Origin of the sequence: Bradyrhizobium sp. RD5-C2 (assembly GCF_019972155.1) — a bacterium.
Lineage (GTDB): Bacteria > Pseudomonadota > Alphaproteobacteria > Rhizobiales > Xanthobacteraceae > Bradyrhizobium.
In genome coordinates this window covers 97,466-121,329 of record NZ_BOVL01000014.1, presented here as the reverse complement: position 1 = coordinate 121,329, position 23,864 = coordinate 97,466, and the positions used below count along the sequence as shown (strand labels likewise).

The window sequence follows — 23,864 nt, the reverse complement described above, 5'->3', positions numbered from 1 at the left end:
GGAGGCCCCCCCCGCCGAGGACAAGCGCTTCATGCTGGTGTTCCTCGTCATTGCCGTGCTGTGGTTCGTCGCGATGGGCCTCGACCGTCGGTTTGGCGGCGCCAATGCCGGCGTGGCGCTGATCGTGCTCGGCCTCGTGCTGTATCTGATCTCGACCGCGCTGATCCTGTGGGTGTTCCGCACCAATTCGTTCGCCGCCCCAGTCGTGAAGGTGCAGACCGAACGCGATCATCACGTGATCTCGACCGGACCCTACGCGCTGGTCCGCCATCCGATGTATGCGAGCGTGATGCTGTTCTTCATCGGCGTGCCGCTGACGCTCGGCTCCTGGTGGGGCCTTGCCTTCGTGCCGTTGTTCTTTGCGATGTTCGCGTTCCGCACCGGGATCGAGGAACGCACGCTGGTGGCGGGATTGTCAGGCTATGCCGACTATGCGGCACGGGTGCGCTATCGCCTCGTGCCCGGATTGTGGTGAGGGACCATCATGGCAGAGAGCAAGACCTACACCGGCGGCTGCCATTGCGGCCAGGTGCGCTTCGAATGCACCACCGACATGGCCATGGTGACCGCCTGCAACTGCTCGATCTGCACCAAGAAGGGCCTGCACTTCGTGTTCATGCCGCCGTCGAGCTTCCAGCTTCGCGCCGGCGCCGAGAACCTGAAGGAGTATCTGTTCAACCGCCATGCGATCCGCCACCAGCTCTGTGTCGATTGCGGCGTCGACGTGTTCGCGCGCGGCAAGAAGCCCGACGGCGCCGACATCGTGGCGCTCAATGTCAACTGCATCGACGGCATCGACCTGTCGAAGATCGCGATGACGCCGGTGGATGGGAAGAGCCGGTAGTTTCCTATCCACCCTTCGTCATTCCGGGATGCGCCGAAGGCGCAGGCCCGGAATCCATACTCACGATCGTGGTTATGGATTCCGGGCTCGCGCTTAGCGCGCCCCGGAATTACGGTCGTCACAAATCCAGCGCCTTGTAGCGCCGGAAGATCCCCTCCTCGTTGAACGGAATCCGCCGCTCGCTCGCCAGATACGCCTTGATGTTCGGCCGCTCCGCGACGCGATCGCGCAGTGCGATCAGGCGCGGGACCTTCTTCTCGAACGCGGCCATCCGCTTCGGAAAGGCGTAGCGCAGGCCTTCGACGATCTGGAACAGCGACAGGTCGACGTAGGTCAGCCGGCGCCCGGTGACGAAGCCGCCGCCATTCACCTGCACGAGATCCTCGAAATAACCGAGATATTTCGGCACCCGCGATTTCCAGAACTCTTCCGTGCGTTTCTTCGCCGGCGCCTTCTGGTCCTCGTAATACAGCGACGGCCCGAGCGGGTGATGGGTGTCGTGGATCTCCAGCACGAAGTCCGCGATCGTCAGCTGCAACTCGTGCACCCAGAGCTTTCCCGCCTCCGCCTTCGGCGCGAGACCATGGTGCGCGCCGAGATAGAGCAGGATGTTGGCAGTCTGCCCGATCACGAGTTGGCCGGCCTTGAGGAACGGCGGCGCAAAGGGCGGCGTGCCCTTGTGCGCGTCCATCATCTTCATCATGGCGCCGGTACCGCCCTTGCCGCGCGCGACGTCGGTATACTCAGCGCCCGCATCCTCGAGCGCGAGGCGAACATATTCGCCGCGGCCCTGGATCATCGGCCAGTAGTAAAGCTGATAGTGCATGCACTTATCTCCACAAACTTCACCGCATCGCTCTGCTTCACGGTGATCGTAGCCGTGGTGCGGTCAGATCGTCCACTGCGCAGGAGCCGCCTGTCCGAACCACGCGCGGACTGCTAAGATTACAACATCGAGTCTTCGATGAGGGATCAACTTATGGCGGACAACAAGAAGAAGCGGGGCGCACAGGATCGCGCTTTGATCGCGTTGAGCGAGTCCTACGAAGTTGCGTACTGGTCCAAGAAGTTCAAGGTCACGCCGGCAAAGCTCAAGGCTGCCGTCAAGAAGGTCGGGCATTCCGCCAAGAAGGTGGAAGCTCACTTCAAGGAGCAGCGGCACATGGCCGCCGACCGCGCGCGGATCGCGGTCAGCGAGCCCTACGAGGTCCGCTACTGGTCGAAGAAGTTCAAGGTGACCCCTGCCCGCCTCAAAGCCGCGGTGGCCGAGGTCGGACATTCCTCGAAGAAGGTTGCGGCCCATTTCGCGAAGAAGAAGAAAATCGCGAATAAAAAGAAGGCTGCCAAGAAGACAGTCAAGAAGACCGGCAAGCGCAAGAAGAGCTGAGCGGTCGAGGGTACGCCGCTCTCGCCTCGTCATTGCGAGCCAACGGGTCGGCGCGCAGCGCCACCCGATGACAGGCTCCGCGAAGCAATCCACCGCACCGCATTTGCGGAAAGATGGATTGCTTCGTTGCTATCGCTCCTCGCAATGACGGGGACGGGCTCCGCCCCGTTCGCCGCTCCCCTCAATTCGCCGCGAAGCAGTACAGCAGGCCGTCGCCGCCGGTGCTCTTCAGATCGGCCTGCGAGCAGCCGCCGTCAGGACCGCGCGAGGGATGCGACATGTTCCAGGATTTTGACGGCTCGTCATCGCGCAAGCCCTTGCGGTCGAAATGCCCGACCATGGCGGCGCCCTGCGTGCTGCTTGTCCAGTTCTTGCAGGTGCGGTCCTCACCGGCCGCAAACGCCGTACCATCGGCCTGCGACCCCGTCAGCACGTCGTGGCGGTTCGGCGTATCGCCGGCACCGTTGATGACGTCGCCCTTCTCGGACAGGGCGGTCTGCTTGGTGAGATTGTTGCCGGCGCTGTGCAGGTCGGCGACGTCCTTGGCGACCACGACGCCCTTCACGTTCTTCCACGGGCCCTTGCCGATGCGATCGCGCGCGTTCACCGCTGCCTTGCCATCGGCCGCCTGGGTCGAGAGATAGGCGCGCCATGTCTTCGGCGCTCCGAAGCCCGCGGCCTGCGCCAGGGTCTGGCAATGATTGTCGGCGCCGGCGAGGCCGCCGAGATTGCCACCATTGCCGATGCCGTTACTGGTGACGAAGAAGCTGGTGTCGGCGGTCTGCGCCACTGCCGGCGGCGCGGCCATGACAACGAACGCAAGACAGGCAGGAACCGCGATATGCGCAATGAACTTCATTTCGATCTCCCGATGGTTATTCTGGCCCGCTGACACCAACCCGCAGCCTGTCCGGATATTCCGGCGTCGCGACACGCAAATGAAGCCCACAAAACAAAAGCGCCGCGGACGATGCCGCGGCGCTTTGTATTGTCATGTCAGGCAATCGATCAGTTGGTCTGCTGGATCGCCGAGAGCTCCCAGTTGCCGCCGCGCTGGCGCACGAAGGTCCAGACCTCGGTGATCTCCTCCGGCTGCCCGCCACTGACTTGACGGCCGGTGCCGCGCTCCAGCATAGTGTCGACCAGCGAGTAGCGCATCGCGACCGTCGCATATTCGCTGTCGCCTTCGCGCCAGGCTTCCGCCAGATCGCCCTGCAGCAGCTTCACATTGGACGTCTTGTTAGTGACGTTGCGCGCCTTGTTCTCCTCGAGATCCTTCGAGAAGTACGACACCATTTCCGGCGTCGCGAGCGTGTGCAGCTTGGCGATGTCTTCGTTCGACCACGCGGCCTGGATGTCGCCGAGCAGCCGCTCGAACGTCTCGTAGTCACCAGGCGTGATCTCGACCGGCGCGTTCGATCCGCCCCCGAGGCCGAAGCCGAAGCCCGAACGGGCGTTCGCCTGCGGACCGGGGCCGACGTCGGGTCCGCCCGCGTAAGCGGCGGCCGGCGCATTGCGCCGCTGCCACCACGACATCGCGAGCCGGACCACGAGCACGATCAGACCGATCTGCAGCAGCAGGCCGAACATCGACGACAGGCCGCCGAGACCCGAGAACAGGCCGCCGCCGAACAGCATGCCGAACAGGCCGGCGCCAAGGAAGCCCGCGGCCAGGCCGCCGAGCAGGCCGCGACCCATTCCGCCGCGACCAAACAGGCCGCCGGAATTCGCCGCCGCCGGCGAGCCCATGCCGGGGCTACCAGGCTGGCTGAAGGTACGGTTCATCGGAGCAACCGAGCCCGGCGCTGTGCTGGTCGAGGGCGGCGCGGAGAATGTCCGCGAGCCGCGCGAGCCGCCGCCGCCGACGCGGGCGTCGGCCGCCGAAACGGTCATCATCACGGGCAGCGCCAGCGCCATCGCGACGGCGATCGCCCGGACAATTCCACGCGTGCGTTGCGAGAAATTCATGTTGGTTTCCTCAAAGGATTCCCCGGCATGGGGAAACGCCCCTAACATGGGCAGAGCCGGTTAAAAGTGAAGCGGGAAACGGGAACCGCGGCTGCGGCCCTCGGTCGCGGCGATGTGACACTATGGGCCTTGTGGATGCGACAGTGCGTCCTAGCCCGAGATGGGGCTCAGGTTCAACCGCGACCGCATTGCAACATTGGCTCTGCTCCGCGGGAAAGCGAAGGGATATCGGGGCCCATCGCCCGGGCCTAGTTCGCCGTCATGGTTTCCTTCACCGCAGCGACCAGCTGCGTCAGCGTGAACGGCTTCGGCAGGAATGCGAACTGCTGGTTCTCCGGCAGGCTCTTCTCGAAGGCGTCTTCGGCATAGCCGGAGACAAAGATGATCTTCAGCTCCGCATTGCGGCTGCGCATCTCCTTCAGCAGCGTCGGCCCGTCCATCTCCGGCATCACGACGTCGGACACGACGAGATCGACCTTGCCGTTGTTCTCCTCGAACGCCTCCAGCGCCTCGACGCCGTTCGCCGCCTCGATCACGCTGTAGCCGCGCGAGCGCAGGCCACGCGCATTGAGCGAGCGCAGGCCGTCCTCGTCCTCGACCAGCAGGATGGTGCCCTGCCCGGTGAGATCCGGCTTCGGCTTGGCGGCATCCGTGGCGGCGGCTTCCTTGGCCGCGCCGTTGCCGGCATGCGCCTCCGGCGCAACCTCCTGCTCCTGATGATGCCGCGGCAGATAGATCCGGAACGTGGTGCCGCCGCCCGGCACGGAATCGACATAGACGAAGCCGCCGGTCTGCTTGACGATGCCGTAGACCGTCGACAGGCCGAGGCCGGTGCCCTTGCCGACTTCCTTGGTCGAGAAGAACGGCTCGAAGATCTTGTCGATGATCTCGTGCGGAATGCCGGTGCCGGTGTCCGAAATCTCGATCTTCACGTAGTCGGCCGCCGGCATGCCCTTGTTGGCAAGCTGGGCGGCTTCCTCGGTCGGCACATTGACGGTGCGGATGATCAGCTTGCCGCCGTCGGGCATCGCGTCGCGCGCGTTCACCGCGAGATTGACCACCACCTGCTCGAATTGCGAGACGTCGACCTTGACCGGCCACAGATCGCGGCCATGCACGAGGTCGAGCTTGACCTTTTCGCCGATCAGCCGGCGCAGCAGCATGGTGAGGTCGCTCAATGCGTCGCCGAGATCGAGCACCTGCGGCCGCAGCGTCTGGCGGCGCGAGAACGCAAGCAGCTGCCGCACCAGCGTCGCGGCGCGGGTGGCGTTCTGCTTGATCTGCATGATGTCCTGGAACGACGGGTCGGTCGGCTTGTGCGCGTTCAGCAGGAAGTCGTTCGCCATCATGATGGCCGACAGCACATTGTTGAAGTCGTGCGCGATGCCGCCGGCGAGCTGGCCTACCATCTCCATCTTCTGCGACTGGTTGATCTGGTTCTCCAGCGCACGCCGCTCCGTGGTCTCGAGCATGTAGACGATCGCGGTCTCGGCGTCGCGCTCGTCCTTCTCCACGGTGGTGACGAAGAACTGGGCGGAGCGCTCCTTGGGCCCGTCGAGCATCGCCTCGACCGGCGCGATGTCGCCCTGGCCTTCGGCAGCCTGGTTGATCGCGGCGATCAACAGGCCGCGGTCGCGCGGATTGACCGCGCGGAAGATCGACTTGGCCGCGCCGCCGTCACTGTTCAGCCCCTGCGCCAGCTTGGCATAGCGCGCATTGGCGCCGACCACATTGCCGCCGCGATCCACGGTCGCGATCGCCATCGGCGTATGGTCGAAGAAGCGCATGAAGCGCACCTCGGCGGCGCGCTCCGGATCGGAATGCTCGTCGCGGGCGCGGCTGATCACCAGCGTGCGCGAGGCACCTGCCGCGCCGTCGGCGCCGAAGGCGAGCTTGTGATAGAGCCGCACCGGCACGGTCTTGCCGCCGCGCATCCGCAGGTCGATGTCGAACACCTCGGTCTTGACCTCGCCGGGCACCGCCGCGATCGAGGTCAGCAGCGCCGCGCCGTCGCCCGAGACGATGTCGGTCAGCTTCAGGCCGCCCGAGCCGATCTCGGCGAGATCGTAGTCCAGCCAGTTGGCCAGCGTGGCGTTGACGTAGGCGATCTCGCCAGCCGGATTGACCGAGAAGAAGCCGCACGGCGCATGATCGAGATATTCGATCGCGTGCCGCAGCTCCTGGAACACGTCTTCCTGGCGCTCGCGGTCGCGGGTGACGTCGGCGATCGACCACACCGCATATTTCGCGTCGCGCTTGCCCTCGCCGAGCGGGCGAACCCTGAGCCGCAGCCAGCGGCCTTGTCCACCACCTTGCCCGGCCTCGTGCCCGGCGACGCGGACCTCCTCCTGCTGCCGCTTGCCCTCGCGCGCCGCCTTCAGGAGGCGGAACACCGCCTCGGAGACGTCTGGGTTGCCGATGAAGACGCGTTCGACGGGGCGAACGTCCTGCGGGCCGGCCGCGCCGGTCAGCGTGAGATAGGCGGCGTTGGAATAGACCACATGGCCGCGGGAGTCGGTGACGACGAGCCCTTCATGGGCGTGGTCGGCAATCCGCCCCATCACCGGGTCGTCGCTCGTGCGGTCGGAGAAGCGGATGATGCCGGCGGCAAGGGCAAACAGGTTGAACAGCCCGACGGTGGCGAGCAGCGCCAGCACAAAGAGGATATAGGGCTGCGCCTGGGTACGGCCGATGGTCATGAGCCAGACGGCCACCGCGACGATGCCGGTGGCGATCAGGAGCACCAGCAGGATACTGCCGCTCCGCCGCGCTGGCCCGTGAGCCACGAACGGCTCGGTCGCGGGAGGATCGTTGCTATCGGCGGTCATCTGGAGAGACATGGCTCGTCTGCATCACGAAGGCGACCGGCCGGCCACCTCGCCCCTGAGTGCCTGAATCGGACCCGAAAACGCAAGTCCATCAGGCGGCTATTTCGCAAGTTACGCGCATTTCAAGCGGTTTTCCGCCCCTTACTGGCGCAGACCGGACAGGCCGCGCCTCAGCCGCATCACGTAGCCGATGATTTCGGCAACCGCATGGTAGTGCTCGACCGGGATTTCCTTGTCGATTTCGACGGTCGCATAGAGCGCCCGGGCCAGCGGCACGTTCTCCACGATCGGAATGTCGTGCTCCTTGGCGATCTCCCGGATCTTGAAGGCGAGGTTGTCGACGCCCTTGGCGACGCAGATCGGCGCCGACATGCTGCGGTCGTAGGCCAGCGCCACCGAATAGTGGGTCGGGTTGGTGATGATCACCGAGGCCTTCGGAACCTGGGCCATCATGCGCTTCTTGGCGCGCTGCACCCGCAACTGCTTGATCCTGCCCTTGACGTGCGGGTCGCCTTCCGACTGCTTGAACTCCTCCTTCATCTCCTGCAGCGACATCTTGTGACGCTCGTACCAGGTCCGGTACTGGAAGAAGTAGTCGGCGATCGCGACCGCAGCCAGGATGGCGACCACCGCCGCCAGCAGGTGCACCGTCATGCCGGTGATGGCGGGCAGCAGCTCGGCCGGATCGACCCGCAGGAACGATTCCATCCGCATCCGATCGGGCCACAGCACCATGACCATCACGACGCCGAGCGCGATCAGCTTGAACAGGCCTTTCAGGAAATTCGCCACCGCCTGCTTGCCGAACAGCCGCTTGAAGCCGGCGGCCGGCGAGATCTTGGAGAATTTCGGCTTGAGCTGCTCGCCCGACCAGACCAGCTGATGCTGGATCATGTTGCCCGCGATCGCAGCCAGCGCCAGCATCAGGAACGGCACGCCGATCGCGGCGACCACCGCGTAGCCAAGCGTCTGGGTCAGTTGCAGCAGGCCGGCACCGTCGGTGCGGATCATCCATGAATTGGCGATCAGATTGCGCAGCGGCATCAAGATGCCGCCGCCAACCGAGCCCGAGAAGGTCGACAACACCAGCGTGGCGCCGGCGATGACGAACCAGGTGTTGACCTCCTGGCTCTTGACGACGTCGCCTTTCTCAAGGGCGTCGTCGAGACGTTTTTGCGTAGGGTCTTCTGTCTTGTCTTCGGTATCGTCGGCCATCTCTTCTCCTGATTAATTCATCGGAGCGAGTTGGCGCATGACGCCGTTGAAGTAGTCGAAATAGGTATTCATCATCGCGGCGAGCACGACGGCGAAGATCAGGAAGCCGACCATGATCGAGAGCGGCACGCCGACGAAGTAGACCTGCATCTGCGGCATCAGCCGCGCCAGCACGCCGAGCCCGATGTTGAAGACGAGGCCGAACACCAGGAACGGCGCCGACAGCTGCAGGCCGATCTTGAAGGCCGCGGAGAACGCAGACGTCGCAAGCGCGGCGACGTCGCCGGTCGGCATGATCTCGCCCGGCGAGAAGATGCGGTAGCTCTCGCTCAGCGCCGCGATGACGAGATAGTGGCTGTCGGTGGCGAACAGCAGCGTCAGGCCGAGGATGGTGAGGAAGTTGCCGATGATCTGGCCCTGCTGCCCCTGGGTCGGGTCGACCGCGGTGACGAAGCCGAGGCCGAGCTGCTGGGCGATCACGGAGCCCGCGACGTTGAGCGCCGACAGCGTCACCCGCGCGGTCGCGCCGAGCACGATGCCGATGATCAGCTCATGCACCATCAGGACGCCGAGCGAGGAGATCGACGTCAGGTCGACATGATAGGCGTTGCGATGCAGGGGGAGGATGATCAGCGTCAGCAGCAGCGCGATCGACAGCTTGACCCGTGCCGGGATGTTGCTCTCGCCGAAACCGGGCAGCAGCATCACCATCGCGCCCACGCGCGCAAAGACCAGCACGAAGATTGCGGCCAGCGCCGGAAGCAGGGAGACATCGATGCGCATGACCGCGGCATTAGTGCATCAACCGCCGATGATTCGCGATGAAATCCGCATCATGTGGCTACTGAGCGCGTCCGCCATGAAGGGCAGCGCCAGCAGCAATGTGACGAAGATCGCGAGAATCTTCGGCACGAAGACCAGCGTCTGTTCCTGGATCTGGGTCAGCGCCTGGAACAGCGACACCACGACGCCGACCACGAGGCCGACCACCATCAAGGGCGACGACACCAGCACGATGGTCCAGATCGCATCGCGCGCCACGTCGAGAGTTTCAGGGCCGGTCATTGTTGTGTTCTCGCTGTCTGCTGCTTGTTTCGTCATTCCGGGGCTCGCGAAGCGAGAGCCCGAAATCCATACTCCCAATCGTGGTTATGGATTCCGGGCCTGGTCCTTCGGACCATCCCGGAATGACGCCTAGATCGGCATCTTCATGATGTCTTCATAGGCCTGGATCACGCGGTCGCGCACCGAGACCAGCGTCGATACCGCAACGTCGGTGTCGGCGACCGCCGTCACCACGTCCATCACATTCGCCTTGCCGGAGGCCATCGCCATGGTCTGCGCGTCGGACTTCTTGCCCGCTTCCAGCACGCTGCCGACGGTGTCCTTCAGCAGCGCGCTGAAGGACGGGCCGGCGACGGCCTGACCGGCTTTCTCGACACCACCGCGCTCCATCATTTTCGCGAGGTTGGCGTAAGCGTTGGCGGCGACTGTCGGTGTAGCCATGATTTACGTTCCCTGTTCTTGTTGCGTCAGGATTTGAGGATGTCGAGCGTGCGCTGGATCATCCGCCGCGTCGCACTGATGATGTTGAGGTTCGCCTCGTAGGAGCGCTGGGCGTCGCGCATGTCGGTCATCTCGACCATCGGATTGACGTTCGGATATTTGACGTTGCCGGAGGCGTCCGCTGCCGGATTGCCCGGCTCCTGCTTGATGCGGAATGACGACTGGTCGGGGCGGATCCGGCCGAGTGTCACGACCTGGGCATCGAGTGAACGATCAAGCGCGGAGGAGAAGGTCGGCACCTTGCGGCGGTAGGGATCGCCGCCCGCGGTCTGCGCCGTCGAATCGGCGTTAGCGATATTTTCCGAGATCACCCGCATCCGCCCCGCCTGCGCGCGCAGGCCCGAGGTCGCGATGCTCATCGAGCGGGCAAAATCGCTTGTTCCATCTGCCATGGGATCCTCCTTGCGCCGTCAGGCGGCCTAGCCCTTGCCGATCGCGGTTTTCAGCAGATGCAGGCTTTTGCTGTAGAGCGAGGTGGCGGCCGCGAAGTCCATCTGGTTGGCGGACACTTTCAGCATCTGCTCTTCGAGATTGACCGCGTTGCCGGCCGGGCGGGTCTGGAATCCGCTCCTGCCGCGATCATTGTCGAATGTGTCCGGCGCGCCGGACGCCGCCATGTGGGTGGCGCTGGTCTGCATCATCGGCAGCGTCCCCATGCCGCCGCCGACCGTGGCGCCGGCCCGGTCGAACTTCGGCTCGACCAGGTCGCGCGGCCGGAAGTTCGGCGTGTCGGAATTGGAGATATTCTCGGCGAGCACCCGCTGGCGCTCCTGGTGCCACTGCATCTTGCTGCGCAACGCCGACAGGATCGGCAGATCGTTCATGGACATCGCCGCGGCTCCGTTAACCTCTTGGGCGCCTCTTGGGCCTTCCGAGGTAGGCAGAATTTGCCCGGTGTATGGTTAACGGGTGGTTAAAATGTCGGACGGAGCCGTGGAGAACGCCTCAACTGCGGCCGGCGAGCGCATTTTCGCCACGAATGCTGCGTTAACCAGCACAAACCAAGACAGCGTGGGGCGCTGAGAAGTCGTTTTGGGACAAGCGATTCTTGGTTTATTAATAGAACAGTCGGCTGCAAGCCGCTGGGAATTAAGAAATAAGGCGAATCTCGGGCGCGATTCGCTGCGCAAACCGCACCTATCAATCCGCGCTCGTTGATGGCGGAAGCTGAGGAAGGCCACGATGGCCGGGGACTCCAATATGCAGGTCATTACATTCGTCATGGCATTCGTTGTCGTGCTGGCGCTGATCGGCGTCACCGCATGGCTCGTCCGCCGCTTCGCCGGGAACCGCCTCGGGGCTAACGCCAACCGCGGACGGATGCCGCGACTGGCGGTCATCGACGCCGCTGCCGTCGACGGCCGCCGCCGGCTGGTGCTGGTCCGCCGCGACAACATCGAGCATCTCCTGATGATCGGTGGCCCCACCGACATCGTCGTCGAGCCGAATATCGTCCGCGCGATGCCGGGGCGCGACCAGATGTCGACCCGCCCTGCCGTTGCGGCCGATGCCGCGCCGCCGCGCGTGGCACCGCTTCCGGATGCCGCCTGGAACGAGAGCGAAGCCGCCCGTTCCGACAATTTCGACCTTCCCGAACCGGAGCTGCCGCCGCGTCAGGCACGCCCCTCCTTTGCCGACGAACTGCGCCGGCCTCCGCCGCCGATTGCCGAGCGTCGCAACGATCCGCTGACGAGCTTCACGGCCGAGCGCAGCGAACCGCGGCCCGATCCGATGCCGCCGCGCCTGCCGTCGCGTTCCGAACCCGTGATCCCGCGTCCGCCGCGCGCTGCCGAGCCGCCGAAGGCGCCGCCGCGGGCGCCCGAGCGCGCCGTCACGCCGCCACCACCGCCCCCTGCTCCGCCGCCGGTCGCAACCCAGGCGCCTCCGCCGGTGCCGCCGGCATCGAATGCCGATGCAAATCTCGCCGAGATGGCGCAGCGGCTCGAGGCGGCGCTGCGCCGCCCGACCGGCGCCAACGAGACCGTCGCACCGCCGGTTGCGCCCGAGGCGCCGCCGGTTCGCGCGCCGCGTAGCGAGCCGCCTGCCCCGCCCGCCGGCGGACAGAAGAGCGGCTTCGAGAATCTCGAGGACGAGATGGCATCGCTGCTCGGCCGACCGAAGAATCCTTCGTGAGGTTCGGGTCGGTCCCGCGTAGAGTTTTTTTCATCGCTGTCCTGATCGCCGCCGGATCCTTCGCCGATCCGGCGATGGCGCAGGATATCAGCATCAATCTCGGCGGCGGCAATGGCGGCGTGACCGAGCGCGCGATCCAGCTGATCGCGCTGCTCACGGTGCTGTCGATCGCGCCGTCGATCCTGGTCATGATGACGTCGTTCACGCGCATCGTGGTCGTGCTCTCGCTGCTGCGCACCGCGCTCGGCACCGCGACCGCGCCGCCGAACTCGGTGATGATCGCGCTTGCGATGTTCCTCACCGCCTTCGTGATGGGGCCGGTGCTGCAGAAATCCTATGACGACGGCATCAAGCCGCTGGTGGCCAACCAGATCGGCGTCGAGGAAGCGCTGCAGCGCGCTTCGGTCCCCCTGCGCGGCTTCATGCAGAAGAACGTCCGCGAGAAGGATTTGAAGCTGTTCATGGATCTCTCCGGCGAGCCGCCGCCGGCGACGCCGGATGAGATGTCGCTACGCATCCTGGTGCCGGCCTTCATGATCTCCGAGCTGAAGCGGGCTTTCGAAATCGGATTTCTCCTATTCCTGCCGTTCCTGATCATCGACCTCGTGGTCGCCTCGGTCTTGATGTCGATGGGCATGATGATGCTGCCGCCGGTGGTGGTCTCGCTGCCGTTCAAGCTGATCTTCTTCGTGCTGGTCGACGGCTGGGCGCTGGTCGCCGGCAGCCTGGTGCAGAGTTACGGGGGGTAGCCCCGCGAAACATTCATGGCCTCATCGCTGGATCGGCCGTGCCGTTGCACTATCATGCGCGGCACCGCATCCAGGGAGCCGCGCCGTGCAGCAGCCATTCGACCGCGCCGCAGAAGACCTCGGCAACGCCATCCATCTCGAGCATGTCAACGTGCAGGTGCCCGACCAGCGCCTCGCCACGCTGTTCTACGTCGCCGGCATCGGCTTGACCCGCGATCCCTATTTGATGGTCTCCGACAGCAACATGTGGGTGAATGCCGGCCGCAGCCAGTTTCATCTGCCGAGCGGACGGCCGCAGGTGCTGCGCGGCCACACGGCGATCGTGATCGCCGGACGGCAGGCCCTGCTCGCGCGGCTTGCCGCGGTCGCGCCCAAGCTCGAGGGCACCGCGTTCAGCTATCGCGAGCACAACGATCACGTCGAGGCCATTTGCCCATGGGGCAACCGGCTGCGCTGCTACGAGCCAGATACTGAGCGGTTCGGCCGCATCGCGCTCGGCATACCCTATGTCGAGTTCGAGGTGCCGCGCGGCACCGCCGAGGCGATCAGCCGGTTCTATCCCGAAATCATGGGCATCCCCGCCAGCGTCATGAACGGCGACGGTGTCGTTGCGCGCGCCAAGGTCGGCAAGGACCAGTATCTGCAGTTCCGCGAGACCGACCACGCGCAGGGCGAGTTCGACGGCCATCACGTCCAGATCTACATCACGGACTTCTCCGGCCCCTACAAACGGCTGCGCGAGCGCAACCTGGTGTCCCGCGAGGACAATCAGTACCAGTACCGCTTCTGCGACATCATCGATCCCGCCAATGGCCGGCACCTGTTCACCGTCGAGCACGAGGTGCGCAGCGCCACCCACCCGATGTATCTGCGACCGCTGGTCAACCGCAATCCGGCGCAGACCAACCGCACCTTCGCCAACGGCTACGACCAGGCGCCGTGGGCGATGGGGCCGGACCAGTACGACGGATAAGCGCGCGCACGTCCGCGTCACGACATCATCATCAGTATCCCCAGCCACGAGACGACATGCTTCCCTGCCAGCGCCATCTGTTCGAGATCCCACGCGAGGTCTGCTACCTGAATTCCGCGTCGTACAGTCCGCTGCCGTTGAAGACGCTCGACGCCGGCCGCGCCGCGGTTGGACGGAAGGGCCAGCCCTGGACGATCGATGCCGGTTTTGCAGGCCGCCAGCATGAACGCGCCCGCACCGCGGCCGCACGCCTGATCAATGCCGACCCTGATGACGTCGCACTGATTCCTGCGATCAGCTACGGCATAGCGACGGTGGCGAAGGCCTTGACCATTCCGCGCGGCACCCGCGTCATCGTGCTGGAGAACGATCACTCCTCGCCGGTGCTGGAATGGCATGCCCGCGCCGAGGCGCAGGGTTTTGTCGTCGACACCGTGCGCCAACCCGCTGACGGCGACTGGACGTCGGCGGTGCTTGCAACGATCGAGCGGCCAGGCGCGCCGCCGGTCGGCCTTGCTTCGATCTCGTCGGTGCATTGGTCGGACGGCGGCATCATCGACGTCGACAAGGTGCAAGCCGCACTGCTGCGGCATGGCGCGATGTTCGTGATCGACGCGACGCAGAGCGCCGGTGTCGTGGCGATGGACGTGACAACGCTCGACCCTGACGCCGTGATCTTCCCGACCTACAAATGGCTGATCGGTCCCTACGGCCGCGCTTTCCTCTATGTTGCAAAACGTCACCAGAACGGTGTGCCGCTGGAGCAGACCTCCGCCGGCCGCCGCGACGTCAATTCCGAGAAGCCGGTCTATTTCGGCGACCTCGCCTATGTCGACAATGCCCGGCGCTATGATATGGGCGAGCGCGATCATTTCATCACGCTCGAGATGGCGTCGATCGGCATGGAGATGATGGCGGAATGGGGCGCTGCCGCCGTCAGCGCACGGCTCGCGATGCTCACCGAGCGGATCGCCGACGGTGTCCGCGATCTCGGGCTCAATCAGCCGGCGCGCGGCCTGCGCGCGCCGCATATTCTGAGCCTCGGCATGGCCGGCGGCATTCCGAAGGAGCTGATCGCGCGGCTCGCCGCCGAAAACATCCATGTCGCGCTGCGGCTCGGCCGGATGCGGATCTCGCCGCACGTCTTCAACGACGAGGCCGATGTCGACCGCCTCGTCGCTGTCTTGATCAAAGCGCTACGCGGTTAACTTCGCTTGCGTCCCAACGCCACGACGCTGAACAATTCAATCGCCAGCGCGACAGCGACTCCGGCCGCGCCGATCACGAACAGCACCGCATAGTCGCCGCCGCTCCGCGCGAACAGATAGGACAGGCCGTAGGCGCCCGCCGCCTGGAACAGCGCGAAGGTCGTGGTCGCCTGCGCCCAGGCCGAGCGCTGGCTCGCGGCGGAATGCGGGATCAACTCGTGGATGCGGCCGATCACCAGCGGCACGATGCCGGGCGTGAAGCCGCCGACGATGAGGCTCGACACGATCAGCGCGGCAGGCGATGTGGTCACGGCAGGCAGCGCGACCGCAACCGCCTCGATCAGGAACGCCGCGCGCAGTGCCGCAGCGAAGCCGGCGCGATCGGCGAGATGTCCAGATAGCAGCGGGCCGATCACGGCGCCGATGCCGTACAGCACCCAGTAATACGATCCTGCCGCGATCCCCTGCCCGAGGCCGCGGGCAACGAAATCGACCAGGAATACCATGTGCGGCACCAGCGCCAGGGCATTGAGGCCATATTCCACGCACAGCGCAATCACCAGCGGCGAACGCACGCCATGCGCCGCAACGGGCTGCTCCGTCACAGCATGTGCGGCAGGCACCTCCGCCGGCCACGCCTTCCAGCTGATCAATGTCAGCACTGCCGACAGCACACCAAGGCCGTACCAGGCCTGCTTGACGCCCTGCTGCAGCAACAGCGGCACCAGCGTGCCCGACGCGGCGACACCCAGTCCGACACCGGCGAAGATCACGCCGCCGATCAGGCCGCGCTTGCTCGGCGCGACGTGCGGCAGGATCGCGGTCGCCGCCAGCACCATGATCACGCCACCGCTGATTCCGGCCAGGAAGCGAAAACCGAAGAACCAGATGAACGAGATCGGCACCGCGCAGGCAAAGCACGTGGCGGCGGCCAGAAGCATCATGCCGCGCAGCGCCCACACCGAGCCGATGCGTGCGCCGAGATCGCGGGCGATCAGCGCGCCGGCGAGATACCCGGCAAGGTTGGCGGCACCGAGATAGACCGCTTCCGCCGGCGTGAACCATTTTGCCGCGATCAGCGCCGGGATCAGCGGTGTGTAGGCAAAGCGCGCCAGCCCGAGCCCGACCAGCGAGGCGCACAGTCCCGCGGCCGCCGACAGCCACAACGGCCCGCCTGCATCGCGATGCGGCGCGGCGTGATGACGTCTATCATGATCGACATTGGCTGACATGGACATCGCAGTAGGCCCTCCGGCCGTTCGTGAAAAATGATTAGTTGCGATCGCAGCAATCGCTCGCAGCGATCACACCTCACCTCTCCCGGTCGGGAGAGGCGCAAAGTTCGATGCGGCAAAGGCCGTCAGCGGGAAGATTTGGACGCCGCATCGGCAGCGAGCTTCTTGCGATAGTCCAGCGCGGGCAGTCCGCCCCAGCCCCAATTGTCGGTGTCGACTTCCTCGATGATCACGAAGGTCGACTCCATTGGCTTGCCCAGCACGTCGCGCAGCAATTCGCTGGCGCCCTTGATCAACGCCGCCTTCTGCTCTGGCGTGGTGGACGACGCACCCGGCGTCGTCCCCTCACGCGTCACCTGGATGGTGACAACAGGCATCACACGCTCCCGATCGTCGTCAGTGGCCGGCGCTCTGGCCGCCGTCGACGTGCAGGATCTCGCCGGTGACGAAGCCCGCGCCTTCCAGGAACAGCACGGCGTCGACGATGTCCTTCATCTCGCCCATGCGGCCGACCGGATGCAGCTTGGCGAGGAAGTCGTGGGTCTCGGGAGCGTGCATCGGCGTCTTGATCACCCCGGGCGCCACTGCGTTCACGCGGATCCCCTTGGCGGCGTATTCGATCGCGAGCGACTTGGTCGCCGCGCTGAGCCCCCCCTTGGTCAGCGACGCCAGCACCGAAGGCACGTTGCTGTTGGCGTGGTCAACCAGGCTCGTCGTGATCTGCACGATATGTCCGGATCCCTGCTTCACCATCTCCTTGGCAACGCGGCGGGTGATGTAAAAGAAGCCGTTGAGGTTGGTGGCGAGCACCGACGCGTAGTCCTGGTCGGTGTGATCGGTGAACGGCTTGGCGACAAAGATGCCGGCATTGTTGACCAGCGTGTCGACGCGGCCGAAGCGCGCCAGCGCCTGCTTGACGATGCGATCGGCGACCTCGGGATCGCCGATATCGCCCGCGACCGCCAGCACATCGGCATCGGTCGACGGCTTGATGCTGCGGGAATTGGCGACGACGCGATAGTTGCGATCACGATAGCCCCTGACGAGCGCCTCGCCGATCCCCTGCGACGCACCGGTGATGATGGCAACCTTCTGCTCTGCACCCATGATCTCTCTCCATCTGTTGGTGAGGCTGCAACAGCGCCGCCTCGATGGAGAGCAAGCTAGATACATCCGCATTGCGCGCGAATGCCCGCTATTCGGCAGACACTCTTCCGCGGCGCGAACGACTGGCCCGGCTGGCCTCGCGTGACAGCCGCTCGAAATAGCGTTTCAGCCGCGGCGTCGCGAAATCGACGAAGGCGCGCACCTTGGGCACGTCGAAGCGCCCCTGCGGCGCCAGCAGATGCACCGGCAACGGCGGAGGCTCGTCGCCGGCGAGCAGGATCCGCAGCCGTCCGTCACGGATTTCCTCGGCGATATGATACGAGAACAGCCGGGTGACGCCGTGCCCCTCGCTGGCCGAGGCGACCGCCGCCCGCACCGTGTTGACGACCAGCCGCGGCGCGAACTGGACCGCGCGCGCGACCTTCGACTTCGCGGCCGGGGGGAAGCTCCAGGAGTCGAGCCCGAAATGCGTCATCGCGATGATCTGGTGCTTGGCGAGATCGGCCGGCTCGCCGATCATGGGATGCTGCGCAAGATAACCGGGCGATGCCGCGACCACGCGGCGGACCTCGCCGAGCTTGATCGCGATGAAATTGGAATCGGCAAGATGGGCGATGCGCAGCGCAACGTCGATGCCCTCATCGATCAGATTGACGGTGCGATCAAGCATCGCGAGCCGCACCGACACCGCCGGATGTTCGGCCACGAAGGCATCGAGCAGCGGCCGCAGCACGTCCTCGCCGACAACGACCGGCGCGGTAATGGTCAGCGTGCCGCGCGGCGCCGACCGCTCGCCGCCGGCCGAGATGTCGGCCTCCTCGAGCTCGCTGAGGATGCGCCGGCACGCCGCCCCATAACGCTGGCCGGCTTCGCTCAGCTTCAGCGATCGCGTGGTGCGATGAAGCAGCTCGGCGCCGACATGATGCTCGAGGAACGCGATCGCCCGGCTGACCGCCGCCGGCGAGCGCCGCAGTTTCCGCCCCGCGCCGGCAAGGCTGCCCTCGTCGACCGCCGCGACGAAGACCTTCATGGCGTCGATGCGGTCCATCGCTGTCCCCGGTTCGCTGCCGTGGCTAACCCTCTACGTCATACTGCTTGCTGAGGTGATCGCCGATCTGCACCAGCATCGCGACGCATTCGGGGTATCCGGGCCGCGCCACCGTGGCCTCGTTGGCGCTGGCGCGGAATTCCCAGCTGTCGCCATCGCGCAGCACGGAGATGTCGATGCCGTCGGGGCAGTCGGCATGGACTTTCAATTCGGCCCGCGCCATCGCGATGAGTTCGGCTTCGGTCTTGATCGGCTTGCTCATGTGACGACGTCCTCCCGGCTGGCGACATTAGCTATGGTTGCCGATTTGGCAGCAGAATGTCGAGAGGACGCACCCGATCACGGGCTGTTGCAATTGACAAATTGCAGGTCCCCGGCGAACATCGGATCGGGTCGATACCACCCGCCGCTTGCACCCCGCCCGGGGACGGTAAACGTATCAAGCCAGGTTTCAGGCTTCCTTTGCCCGCACGAACGGGTCAGCAACGCAAGCCCCTGACGCTTTCCGTTCGTTGATGCAAAGGTTGATCCCATGCGCGACTTTCGTGATGCCAAGGCCATGGCGCAGACGCTGCGCGAAGCGCTCGCCGCCAAATCGATGCCCCTGACCCACAGCGACAGCCTGGAGCTTGTCGCCAAGCTGTTCGGCCAGCGCGACTGGAATACGCTGGCGGCGCGGATACAGTCGGCCGGACCGCCGAGCACGCCGGCCCAGGCTGCAGACTTCACTGCAGAATCACCGCCGATCGCCGCGCGGCAGGAGATCACGGTGGATTCAGCCGTGCTCGCCAATTATGCCGGCTTCTACAGGCTCAACGACCGCGCCGTGTTCACGGTGACACCCGACGAACATCATCTGGTGATGCAACTGACCGGACAGCGCTCGGTGCGGTTCTTTGCGGAGAGCGTGACCGAATTCTTCGCCAGGATTGTCGACGCCCAGGTCAGCTTCGTCGTCGGACCGGACGGACGAGCCACCTCGCTGATTCTGCATCAGAACGGCAGCGATATTGCGATGACGCGTATCGATGCCGCGGCGGCACGGAAGATCGCCGATCAGACGGCGGAGCGCGTCAAGAACCAGTCGGCCAGTCCCGGAACCGAGGCTGCGCTGCACCGCCTGATCGATGGGATCGCCTCGGGGAATCCCAACTACGATGAGATGAGCCCGGCGCTGGCGGCGGCGACCCGCAAGCAGATGACGTGGCTTCAGCCCCTCGCGGACCTCGGGACGATCCAGGCGATCCGCTTTCTCGGTGTCGGCGAGCAAGGTGAAGACGTCTATAGCGTCAGACAGGCGAACGGCGCCGCGCACTGGCGCATCGCGCTCGACGACAAGGGCATCATTTCGACCGCATGGGTGACTCCCGGCCCGTAACAGCCCGTGCCGCCAGAGCGTTTTCGAGCGAAGTGGACACCGGTTCGCGTGAAGAAAACGCCTCAAGACTAGAATCTAGAGTTTCGGTTCTGATTCAATCAGAACCGAAACTCGACGGCGTCGCGCCGGCGCGGCGCTCGCCCTTGATGACCGGGAGCGTGCTGACCGGCGCGGCCTTTGGCCCGTCGGGCAGCGATCCGGTCGTGACCGGATCGGGCAGCGGCGCGCGGGCGGTGGCGTCGGGGAAGCGGGTCTTCATCTCGCGGATGAAGCCGTCGAGCGTGTCGACGCTGGCGGCCATCCGCGCGATCTGGGCGAATTCTGCGCTCGAGGTCGCGACCGGCTTGCTGGCCGCGTCGAACGCCAGTCTGTCGGCATCGCCGGACATCAGCGGCGCGTACTTTTCGCGGAACCGGGACAGCCCGATGGCATCCTCAGCGAGCGCGTAGCCGACCACCGCGCGGATGATGTCGGCCTTCTCGCTCGGGTTGAGCGGGGTGAAATCGCGCCAGCGGTCGCCGTAATAGAGCTCGATCTGCTCGGACGCCTCGCGCCAGTGCCGCGACGCCCAATAGATGTCCGAGCGCAGCCGGATCGCCTCGCGGCCGGTGATGTTCGAGATGATGTCGAGCGCGAGGTCGTGCCGGCCGACGTCGCTCTGCGCGCGCGCCTCGAGCAGCAACCGCTGCTGACGCAGTTCTCCGGAGAGGTCCGCGATCCGGGTCGAGCGCAGCGCGCCGATGGCGCGGTCGGGCTTGCGGTTCATCAGATAGACCATCGCAAGCCGCGCGGCGACCTGGGCGCGCGCGGCGCCTTCGAGCCGCTTGTCGACCTGGTACTGCAGGAGGTCAGCGGCCTGGTCGAGCAGATCGACGCCGACGAGACGGTCGGCGAGACGGCGGATCATCTCGTCGCCGCGGCGGCCGATCGGCGTCAGCTCGCGATAGTCGTAGAAGGTGCCGAGCGCATCGATCGGCGCCATCTCGTCACCCTTAGGGCCGAGATAGAGCTGCACGAACAACGCCGACGCGGCATCCTGCGCCTGACGCGATTCCGGCGCGTTCGGCTGCAGCCGGGTCGCCGCACGGGTGACCGCGAAGGCATCGGCATAGCGCGCGGTCTCGGCATAGATCTTCGACAGCACGTACAGCGTCTTCAGCTCGATATTGTCGCCGCGCCACAGCATCGACAACAGCTCGAACTCCTTCAGCACATCGTCGCGGCCGATCTCGCCGCGCTTCTGACGCAACAGCGTTTCCAGCAGTCTGCCTTCGGCGGCGGCTTGACGGTCGGGCGAATTGGCGGCGAAGCGGTAGGCGTCGAGCGCATCCTTCTCCTGGCCGAGCGCTTCGGCGAGCCGGCCGCGCAGCACCGCAACCGCGGGCTTGAGTGCGTCGGGAACGCCGACCACGTCGAGATCGCTCTTGCGCCGCGCAGCGCCGGCATAGTCCTTGACCTCGAGCGAGGCCTTCATCGAGTCGATCGTGACGATGCGCTGCAGATCGGGCGGCAACGTCGCGACCGCGAATTCGGCGTTCTTGAACTTTTCGCGCGCCTCGGGCCATTTGCCCTCGCGAGCGAAAGCCAGCCCCTTCCACAATTGCGAATCGTAGCCATTGCCGATCACGGGATTGGCGAGCTCCTTGAGACCCTGCGCCGGGTGCCCGATCAGGATGCTGGCAACCGCGTGCACCATCACGACGGAGGCCGCCTCGCTGCCGCGCTTGCTTTCGGACAGCATCAGATTGGCGACACCATGGGCTTCCTGGTACATGGCGCGCGCCATGTAGAAATCGGCGAGATCGAGCCGCGCCTGCGGCAGCTGCTCGGCATTGGCCGTCGAAGCCGCCGCAATCAGGCCGTCGAGCTGCTTGAGGAAATTCTCCGACTGGTTCTTGCGCCACTCGTCCGGATCGAACAGCGGCTTCACCGCCGCGGTCGCGCGCTCGGCGGCGACGTCGGCCGATGACAGCGTCAGGCCGCCGGGCCGGCCCAGCGTCACCTTGTCGGCGCCGACCTCCGCCTTGACGTCGTCGGCATTCGGATGAACCACGACGCCGTGAATCGATTCCAGCAATGAGAGCTCGACGAAATCCTGCCGCTTGATGATGCCGCGGGTCGGCGGCGGTGCGGTCACGACCCAGAGCGTATCGCCCGCGTCGGGATCGATCAGCCTGTGGAGCTGGCCGGGATTGGCGAGCGGCACGCTGACGTTGGCGAGCGAGGGCTCGCTGATATTGCGTACCACGCTGAGCGGCAGCGGCGGCTTCTGCACCCGGTCGGCGAAGGTCAGCGTCCAGCTCACGCCGCGCGAGCGATCGTCGCTCTCGAGTGACGGCATCTGCGGCCGGTTGAGGCGGAAGCGCACCGCCTGCCCCTTCTCCAGCGTGATCCGGCTGACGTCTGATATCAGCGAGCCGGCCTTGGCGCGGATCGGATCGACGTCGATCGCCTCAGGCGTGTCGAACACCATCCATACTGTGTCGGCACGACGGAACAGCGCCGCAGGCGTCGCGCCGGGGAATGAGAACGTCACCCGCAACCCGTCGCTGTCGCGCTGGGCTTCGACCACGGAACTGGCAGCGGACTTGGCGCCGGCGCGGGCCTCGGCAGGCGGCGATGGCGCCGCCGCAGGCTTCGGCGCCTCCATCGCCGGCGCGGCCGCGGCGGCAGGCGCAGGCTTTGGCGCGTCGCCCGGTTCGGTCGGAGTGCCGCCCTCGCGCGGCGCGGCCGGTATAGCGGCTTTCTCGACCTCGGCCGGCGGCGCAGCGGCGATCTTCGGCAGCTCCGAATTGGGCAGCTCGGACCTTGGCTGTTCCGATTTGGCGGGCGCGGGCGCCGGTTGTTCGGTCGTGGCCTGTTCGGGCTTGGCCGGCTCGGACTTTACCTGTTCCGACTTTGGCTGTTCGGACTTAGCCGGCTCCGCCTTTGATTGCTCAGATTTGGGTTGCTCGGCCTTGATCTCGATCTTGGCCTGCTGCGCGATGCTCTCCGATGTCACCGGCGCGATCGCAGCCGCACCTTTCGATTTGCTGCGCGGCGTCGGCAACAACGAGCTCAGCGAGGGCTTCGCCGCCTGCTGCTGCTCGGCCTGCTGGAAGGCGACATCGACGATGTAGTTCTTCTCGTCGCGGAACGAATGCACGTCGACATCGCCAATCAGCGTCACGTCGACCGCTGAGGTATCCGTATCGGCGCGCGAGCTGATCGATGCGACGTTCGGGGGAGCGGCGACCTTGGCATCGGCCAGGTCGAAGGCCAGGACGGAGTTGAAGGACAGCGTCAGTTTCTGCTCGTTCAGCACCGAGGAAACGCTGACCCCGTCGGGCACTTCGAACACGAATCGCACGAAGGTGGGCTGCACCAGCGCGCGGACACGGATCGGCGGCTTCTTCTTGGCGACATCGGCCGCGCGCTGGATGCGCAACAGGCGCTCGGCGGCACGGGCGCGCTCCGCCAGCTCGCGGATCACCTCCTGCGGCAGCGACGGCGGCGGGCCGGTCCAGCTGTCGGGCAGGAAGTCGACGAAGATGCGCTCGCCGGCGGTCATGGTGTTGATGGTGACGCGCCGCGCCAGCGACAGGCGGATCGCCGAACCGTCCGGATCGCGGCGCGCGGCGCCGACATAGTCGGGCACCGCTTCGGAGAGTTTCTCGACGGGGATATCGACCGGACGCCTGAAGCGGATCACGATGATCGAGCCGGCGGTCGTGACCTCCGACTCGACATCCTCCTTCAGCTTCAGCACCAGCCGGGCATAGCCGTTCGCGGCCGAGAACGTCGCCTCGCCCGGCACCGGCGGCGGGTCTTGGGCCCGCACCGTGGCTGGATATGTGAGGGTTGTAAGGGCAAGGCCGGTGGCAAGCAGGCACAGACGCGCGGTCCGCGCCCAGGCGCGGCCTAGCGACCATGTTTCAGCGGCAGCCGTTCGCGCCATCTCGAAACGTCTTCTCGGACCTCAGCCATACCAGCGCGAAGCGCCCTCGCCCACGCGTCCCGATCTTGGATCGGGCGGCGTTAAGGAGCTGTTAACGTCAATAGATTGTTTAGGGGGCTGCGAAGGAACCAGGCCCCTGCGCTACCGGCGATGGTTGTTTCAGACCACAGTCGAACGTGTTCGTGGTATGGTTAAGAAATACTTGCCATCACATTGGAACGGCTCGCGGAAACTGGGTGGTTCAAGCTGCGGCTCAATACGAAGAGATTCGACATCCAGGATCATCGG

Annotated in this window: 24 protein-coding genes; 8 read left to right on the top strand and 16 right to left on the bottom strand. The window is 65.6% G+C overall.

Features of this window, described 5'->3' with window-relative positions:
- Positions 1-475 (top strand): methyltransferase family protein (locus BraRD5C2_RS18640; RefSeq protein ID WP_223970272.1); only part of this gene is annotated, 475 nt, incomplete at its 5' end.
- 9 nt (positions 476-484) lie between these two features.
- The gene (locus BraRD5C2_RS18635; RefSeq protein WP_223970270.1) at positions 485-844 is read left to right on the top strand and encodes a GFA family protein; all 360 of its coding nucleotides are present in this window, start codon (positions 485-487) and stop codon (positions 842-844) included.
- 118 nt (positions 845-962) lie between these two features.
- On the opposite strand, the gene BraRD5C2_RS18630 is transcribed toward BraRD5C2_RS18635, so the two are convergent.
- Positions 963-1,670 carry a glutathione S-transferase gene (locus tag BraRD5C2_RS18630; protein WP_223970268.1) on the bottom strand — a complete coding sequence of 236 codons (708 nt, stop codon included), beginning with the start codon at positions 1,668-1,670 and terminating at the stop codon, positions 963-965.
- Positions 1,671-1,823: 153 nt separating this feature from the next.
- Between BraRD5C2_RS18630 and BraRD5C2_RS18625 the strand changes: the two genes are divergently transcribed.
- Positions 1,824-2,231, top strand: a complete 408-nt coding sequence (locus BraRD5C2_RS18625) for a DUF3606 domain-containing protein (RefSeq protein WP_223970350.1) — start codon at positions 1,824-1,826, stop codon at positions 2,229-2,231.
- A 181-nt stretch (positions 2,232-2,412) separates the two neighbouring features.
- Here the strand turns inward: BraRD5C2_RS18625 and BraRD5C2_RS18620 are convergent, their stop codons facing one another.
- From BraRD5C2_RS18620 to flgB, 9 genes are all read right to left on the bottom strand, one after another.
- Positions 2,413-3,039, bottom strand: a complete 627-nt coding sequence (locus tag BraRD5C2_RS18620) for a lectin (protein ID WP_223970349.1) — start codon at positions 3,037-3,039, stop codon at positions 2,413-2,415.
- A gap of 200 nt (positions 3,040-3,239) precedes the next feature.
- The gene (locus BraRD5C2_RS18615; RefSeq protein WP_223970266.1) at positions 3,240-4,199 is read right to left on the bottom strand and encodes a Tim44 domain-containing protein; all 960 of its coding nucleotides are present in this window, start codon (positions 4,197-4,199) and stop codon (positions 3,240-3,242) included.
- Between the two features lie 248 nt (positions 4,200-4,447).
- Positions 4,448-7,027, bottom strand: coding sequence for a cell cycle histidine kinase CckA (gene cckA / locus BraRD5C2_RS18610; RefSeq protein ID WP_223970348.1), 2,580 nt, complete (start codon positions 7,025-7,027; stop codon positions 4,448-4,450).
- Positions 7,028-7,168: 141 nt separating this feature from the next.
- Entirely contained in the window at positions 7,169-8,242 is a 1,074-nt protein-coding gene (gene flhB / locus BraRD5C2_RS18605) for a flagellar biosynthesis protein FlhB (protein ID WP_223970264.1), read from the bottom strand.
- A 12-nt stretch (positions 8,243-8,254) separates the two neighbouring features.
- Positions 8,255-9,025 carry a flagellar biosynthetic protein FliR gene (gene fliR, locus BraRD5C2_RS18600; RefSeq protein ID WP_223970262.1) on the bottom strand — a complete coding sequence of 257 codons (771 nt, stop codon included), beginning with the start codon at positions 9,023-9,025 and terminating at the stop codon, positions 8,255-8,257.
- A gap of 18 nt (positions 9,026-9,043) precedes the next feature.
- Positions 9,044-9,307: a flagellar biosynthesis protein FliQ gene (gene fliQ / locus BraRD5C2_RS18595; RefSeq protein ID WP_050401183.1), complete on the bottom strand. Its 264-nt coding sequence runs from the start codon at positions 9,305-9,307 to the stop codon at positions 9,044-9,046.
- Positions 9,308-9,436: 129 nt separating this feature from the next.
- Complete coding sequence (gene fliE / locus BraRD5C2_RS18590) at positions 9,437-9,748, bottom strand: flagellar hook-basal body complex protein FliE (protein ID WP_223970260.1); 312 nt, start codon at positions 9,746-9,748, stop codon at positions 9,437-9,439.
- Positions 9,749-9,774: 26 nt separating this feature from the next.
- Positions 9,775-10,200: a flagellar basal body rod protein FlgC gene (gene flgC / locus BraRD5C2_RS18585; protein ID WP_223970258.1), complete on the bottom strand. Its 426-nt coding sequence runs from the start codon at positions 10,198-10,200 to the stop codon at positions 9,775-9,777.
- 27 nt (positions 10,201-10,227) lie between these two features.
- Positions 10,228-10,638, bottom strand: coding sequence for a flagellar basal body rod protein FlgB (gene flgB / locus BraRD5C2_RS18580; protein ID WP_223970256.1), 411 nt, complete (start codon positions 10,636-10,638; stop codon positions 10,228-10,230).
- A 370-nt stretch (positions 10,639-11,008) separates the two neighbouring features.
- Between flgB and BraRD5C2_RS18575 the strand changes: the two genes are divergently transcribed.
- From BraRD5C2_RS18575 to BraRD5C2_RS18560, 4 genes are all read left to right on the top strand, one after another.
- Entirely contained in the window at positions 11,009-11,941 is a 933-nt protein-coding gene (locus BraRD5C2_RS18575) for a flagellar biosynthetic protein FliO (protein WP_223970255.1), read from the top strand.
- The gene (fliP, locus tag BraRD5C2_RS18570) at positions 11,938-12,690 is read left to right on the top strand and encodes a flagellar type III secretion system pore protein FliP (RefSeq protein WP_223970253.1); all 753 of its coding nucleotides are present in this window, start codon (positions 11,938-11,940) and stop codon (positions 12,688-12,690) included. Before BraRD5C2_RS18575 ends, fliP begins: the two co-directional genes overlap by 4 nt.
- A gap of 85 nt (positions 12,691-12,775) precedes the next feature.
- On the top strand, positions 12,776-13,663 hold the full coding sequence (locus tag BraRD5C2_RS18565; protein ID WP_223970252.1) for a hypothetical protein: 888 nt from the start codon (positions 12,776-12,778) through the stop codon (positions 13,661-13,663).
- Positions 13,664-13,719: 56 nt separating this feature from the next.
- A complete protein-coding gene (locus BraRD5C2_RS18560; RefSeq protein WP_223970251.1) occupies positions 13,720-14,871 on the top strand; it encodes an aminotransferase class V-fold PLP-dependent enzyme in 1,152 nt (383 codons plus the stop codon).
- On the opposite strand, the gene BraRD5C2_RS18555 is transcribed toward BraRD5C2_RS18560, so the two are convergent.
- From BraRD5C2_RS18555 to BraRD5C2_RS18535, 5 genes are all read right to left on the bottom strand, one after another.
- Positions 14,868-16,109 (bottom strand): YbfB/YjiJ family MFS transporter, encoded by a 1,242-nt coding sequence (locus BraRD5C2_RS18555; protein ID WP_223970250.1) that lies wholly within the window; start codon positions 16,107-16,109, stop codon positions 14,868-14,870. The two genes, BraRD5C2_RS18560 and BraRD5C2_RS18555, sit on opposite strands and share 4 nt — an antisense overlap.
- Positions 16,110-16,231: 122 nt before the next feature.
- On the bottom strand, positions 16,232-16,483 hold the full coding sequence (locus tag BraRD5C2_RS18550; RefSeq protein ID WP_223970249.1) for a tautomerase family protein: 252 nt from the start codon (positions 16,481-16,483) through the stop codon (positions 16,232-16,234).
- Positions 16,484-16,502: 19 nt separating this feature from the next.
- Positions 16,503-17,213, bottom strand: coding sequence for an SDR family NAD(P)-dependent oxidoreductase (locus tag BraRD5C2_RS18545; RefSeq protein ID WP_223970248.1), 711 nt, complete (start codon positions 17,211-17,213; stop codon positions 16,503-16,505).
- A gap of 88 nt (positions 17,214-17,301) precedes the next feature.
- Positions 17,302-18,261 carry a LysR family transcriptional regulator gene (locus tag BraRD5C2_RS18540; protein ID WP_223970247.1) on the bottom strand — a complete coding sequence of 320 codons (960 nt, stop codon included), beginning with the start codon at positions 18,259-18,261 and terminating at the stop codon, positions 17,302-17,304.
- A gap of 25 nt (positions 18,262-18,286) precedes the next feature.
- The gene (locus BraRD5C2_RS18535) at positions 18,287-18,523 is read right to left on the bottom strand and encodes a hypothetical protein (protein ID WP_092115402.1); all 237 of its coding nucleotides are present in this window, start codon (positions 18,521-18,523) and stop codon (positions 18,287-18,289) included.
- 270 nt (positions 18,524-18,793) lie between these two features.
- Here BraRD5C2_RS18535 and BraRD5C2_RS18530 point away from each other — a divergent pair, with 270 nt between their 5' ends.
- Positions 18,794-19,639: a glyoxalase superfamily protein gene (locus tag BraRD5C2_RS18530; RefSeq protein WP_223970245.1), complete on the top strand. Its 846-nt coding sequence runs from the start codon at positions 18,794-18,796 to the stop codon at positions 19,637-19,639.
- Between the two features lie 94 nt (positions 19,640-19,733).
- Here the strand turns inward: BraRD5C2_RS18530 and BraRD5C2_RS18525 are convergent, their stop codons facing one another.
- The gene (locus BraRD5C2_RS18525) at positions 19,734-23,576 is read right to left on the bottom strand and encodes a tetratricopeptide repeat protein (protein ID WP_223970244.1); all 3,843 of its coding nucleotides are present in this window, start codon (positions 23,574-23,576) and stop codon (positions 19,734-19,736) included.
- Positions 23,577-23,864: the final 288 nt, after the last annotated feature.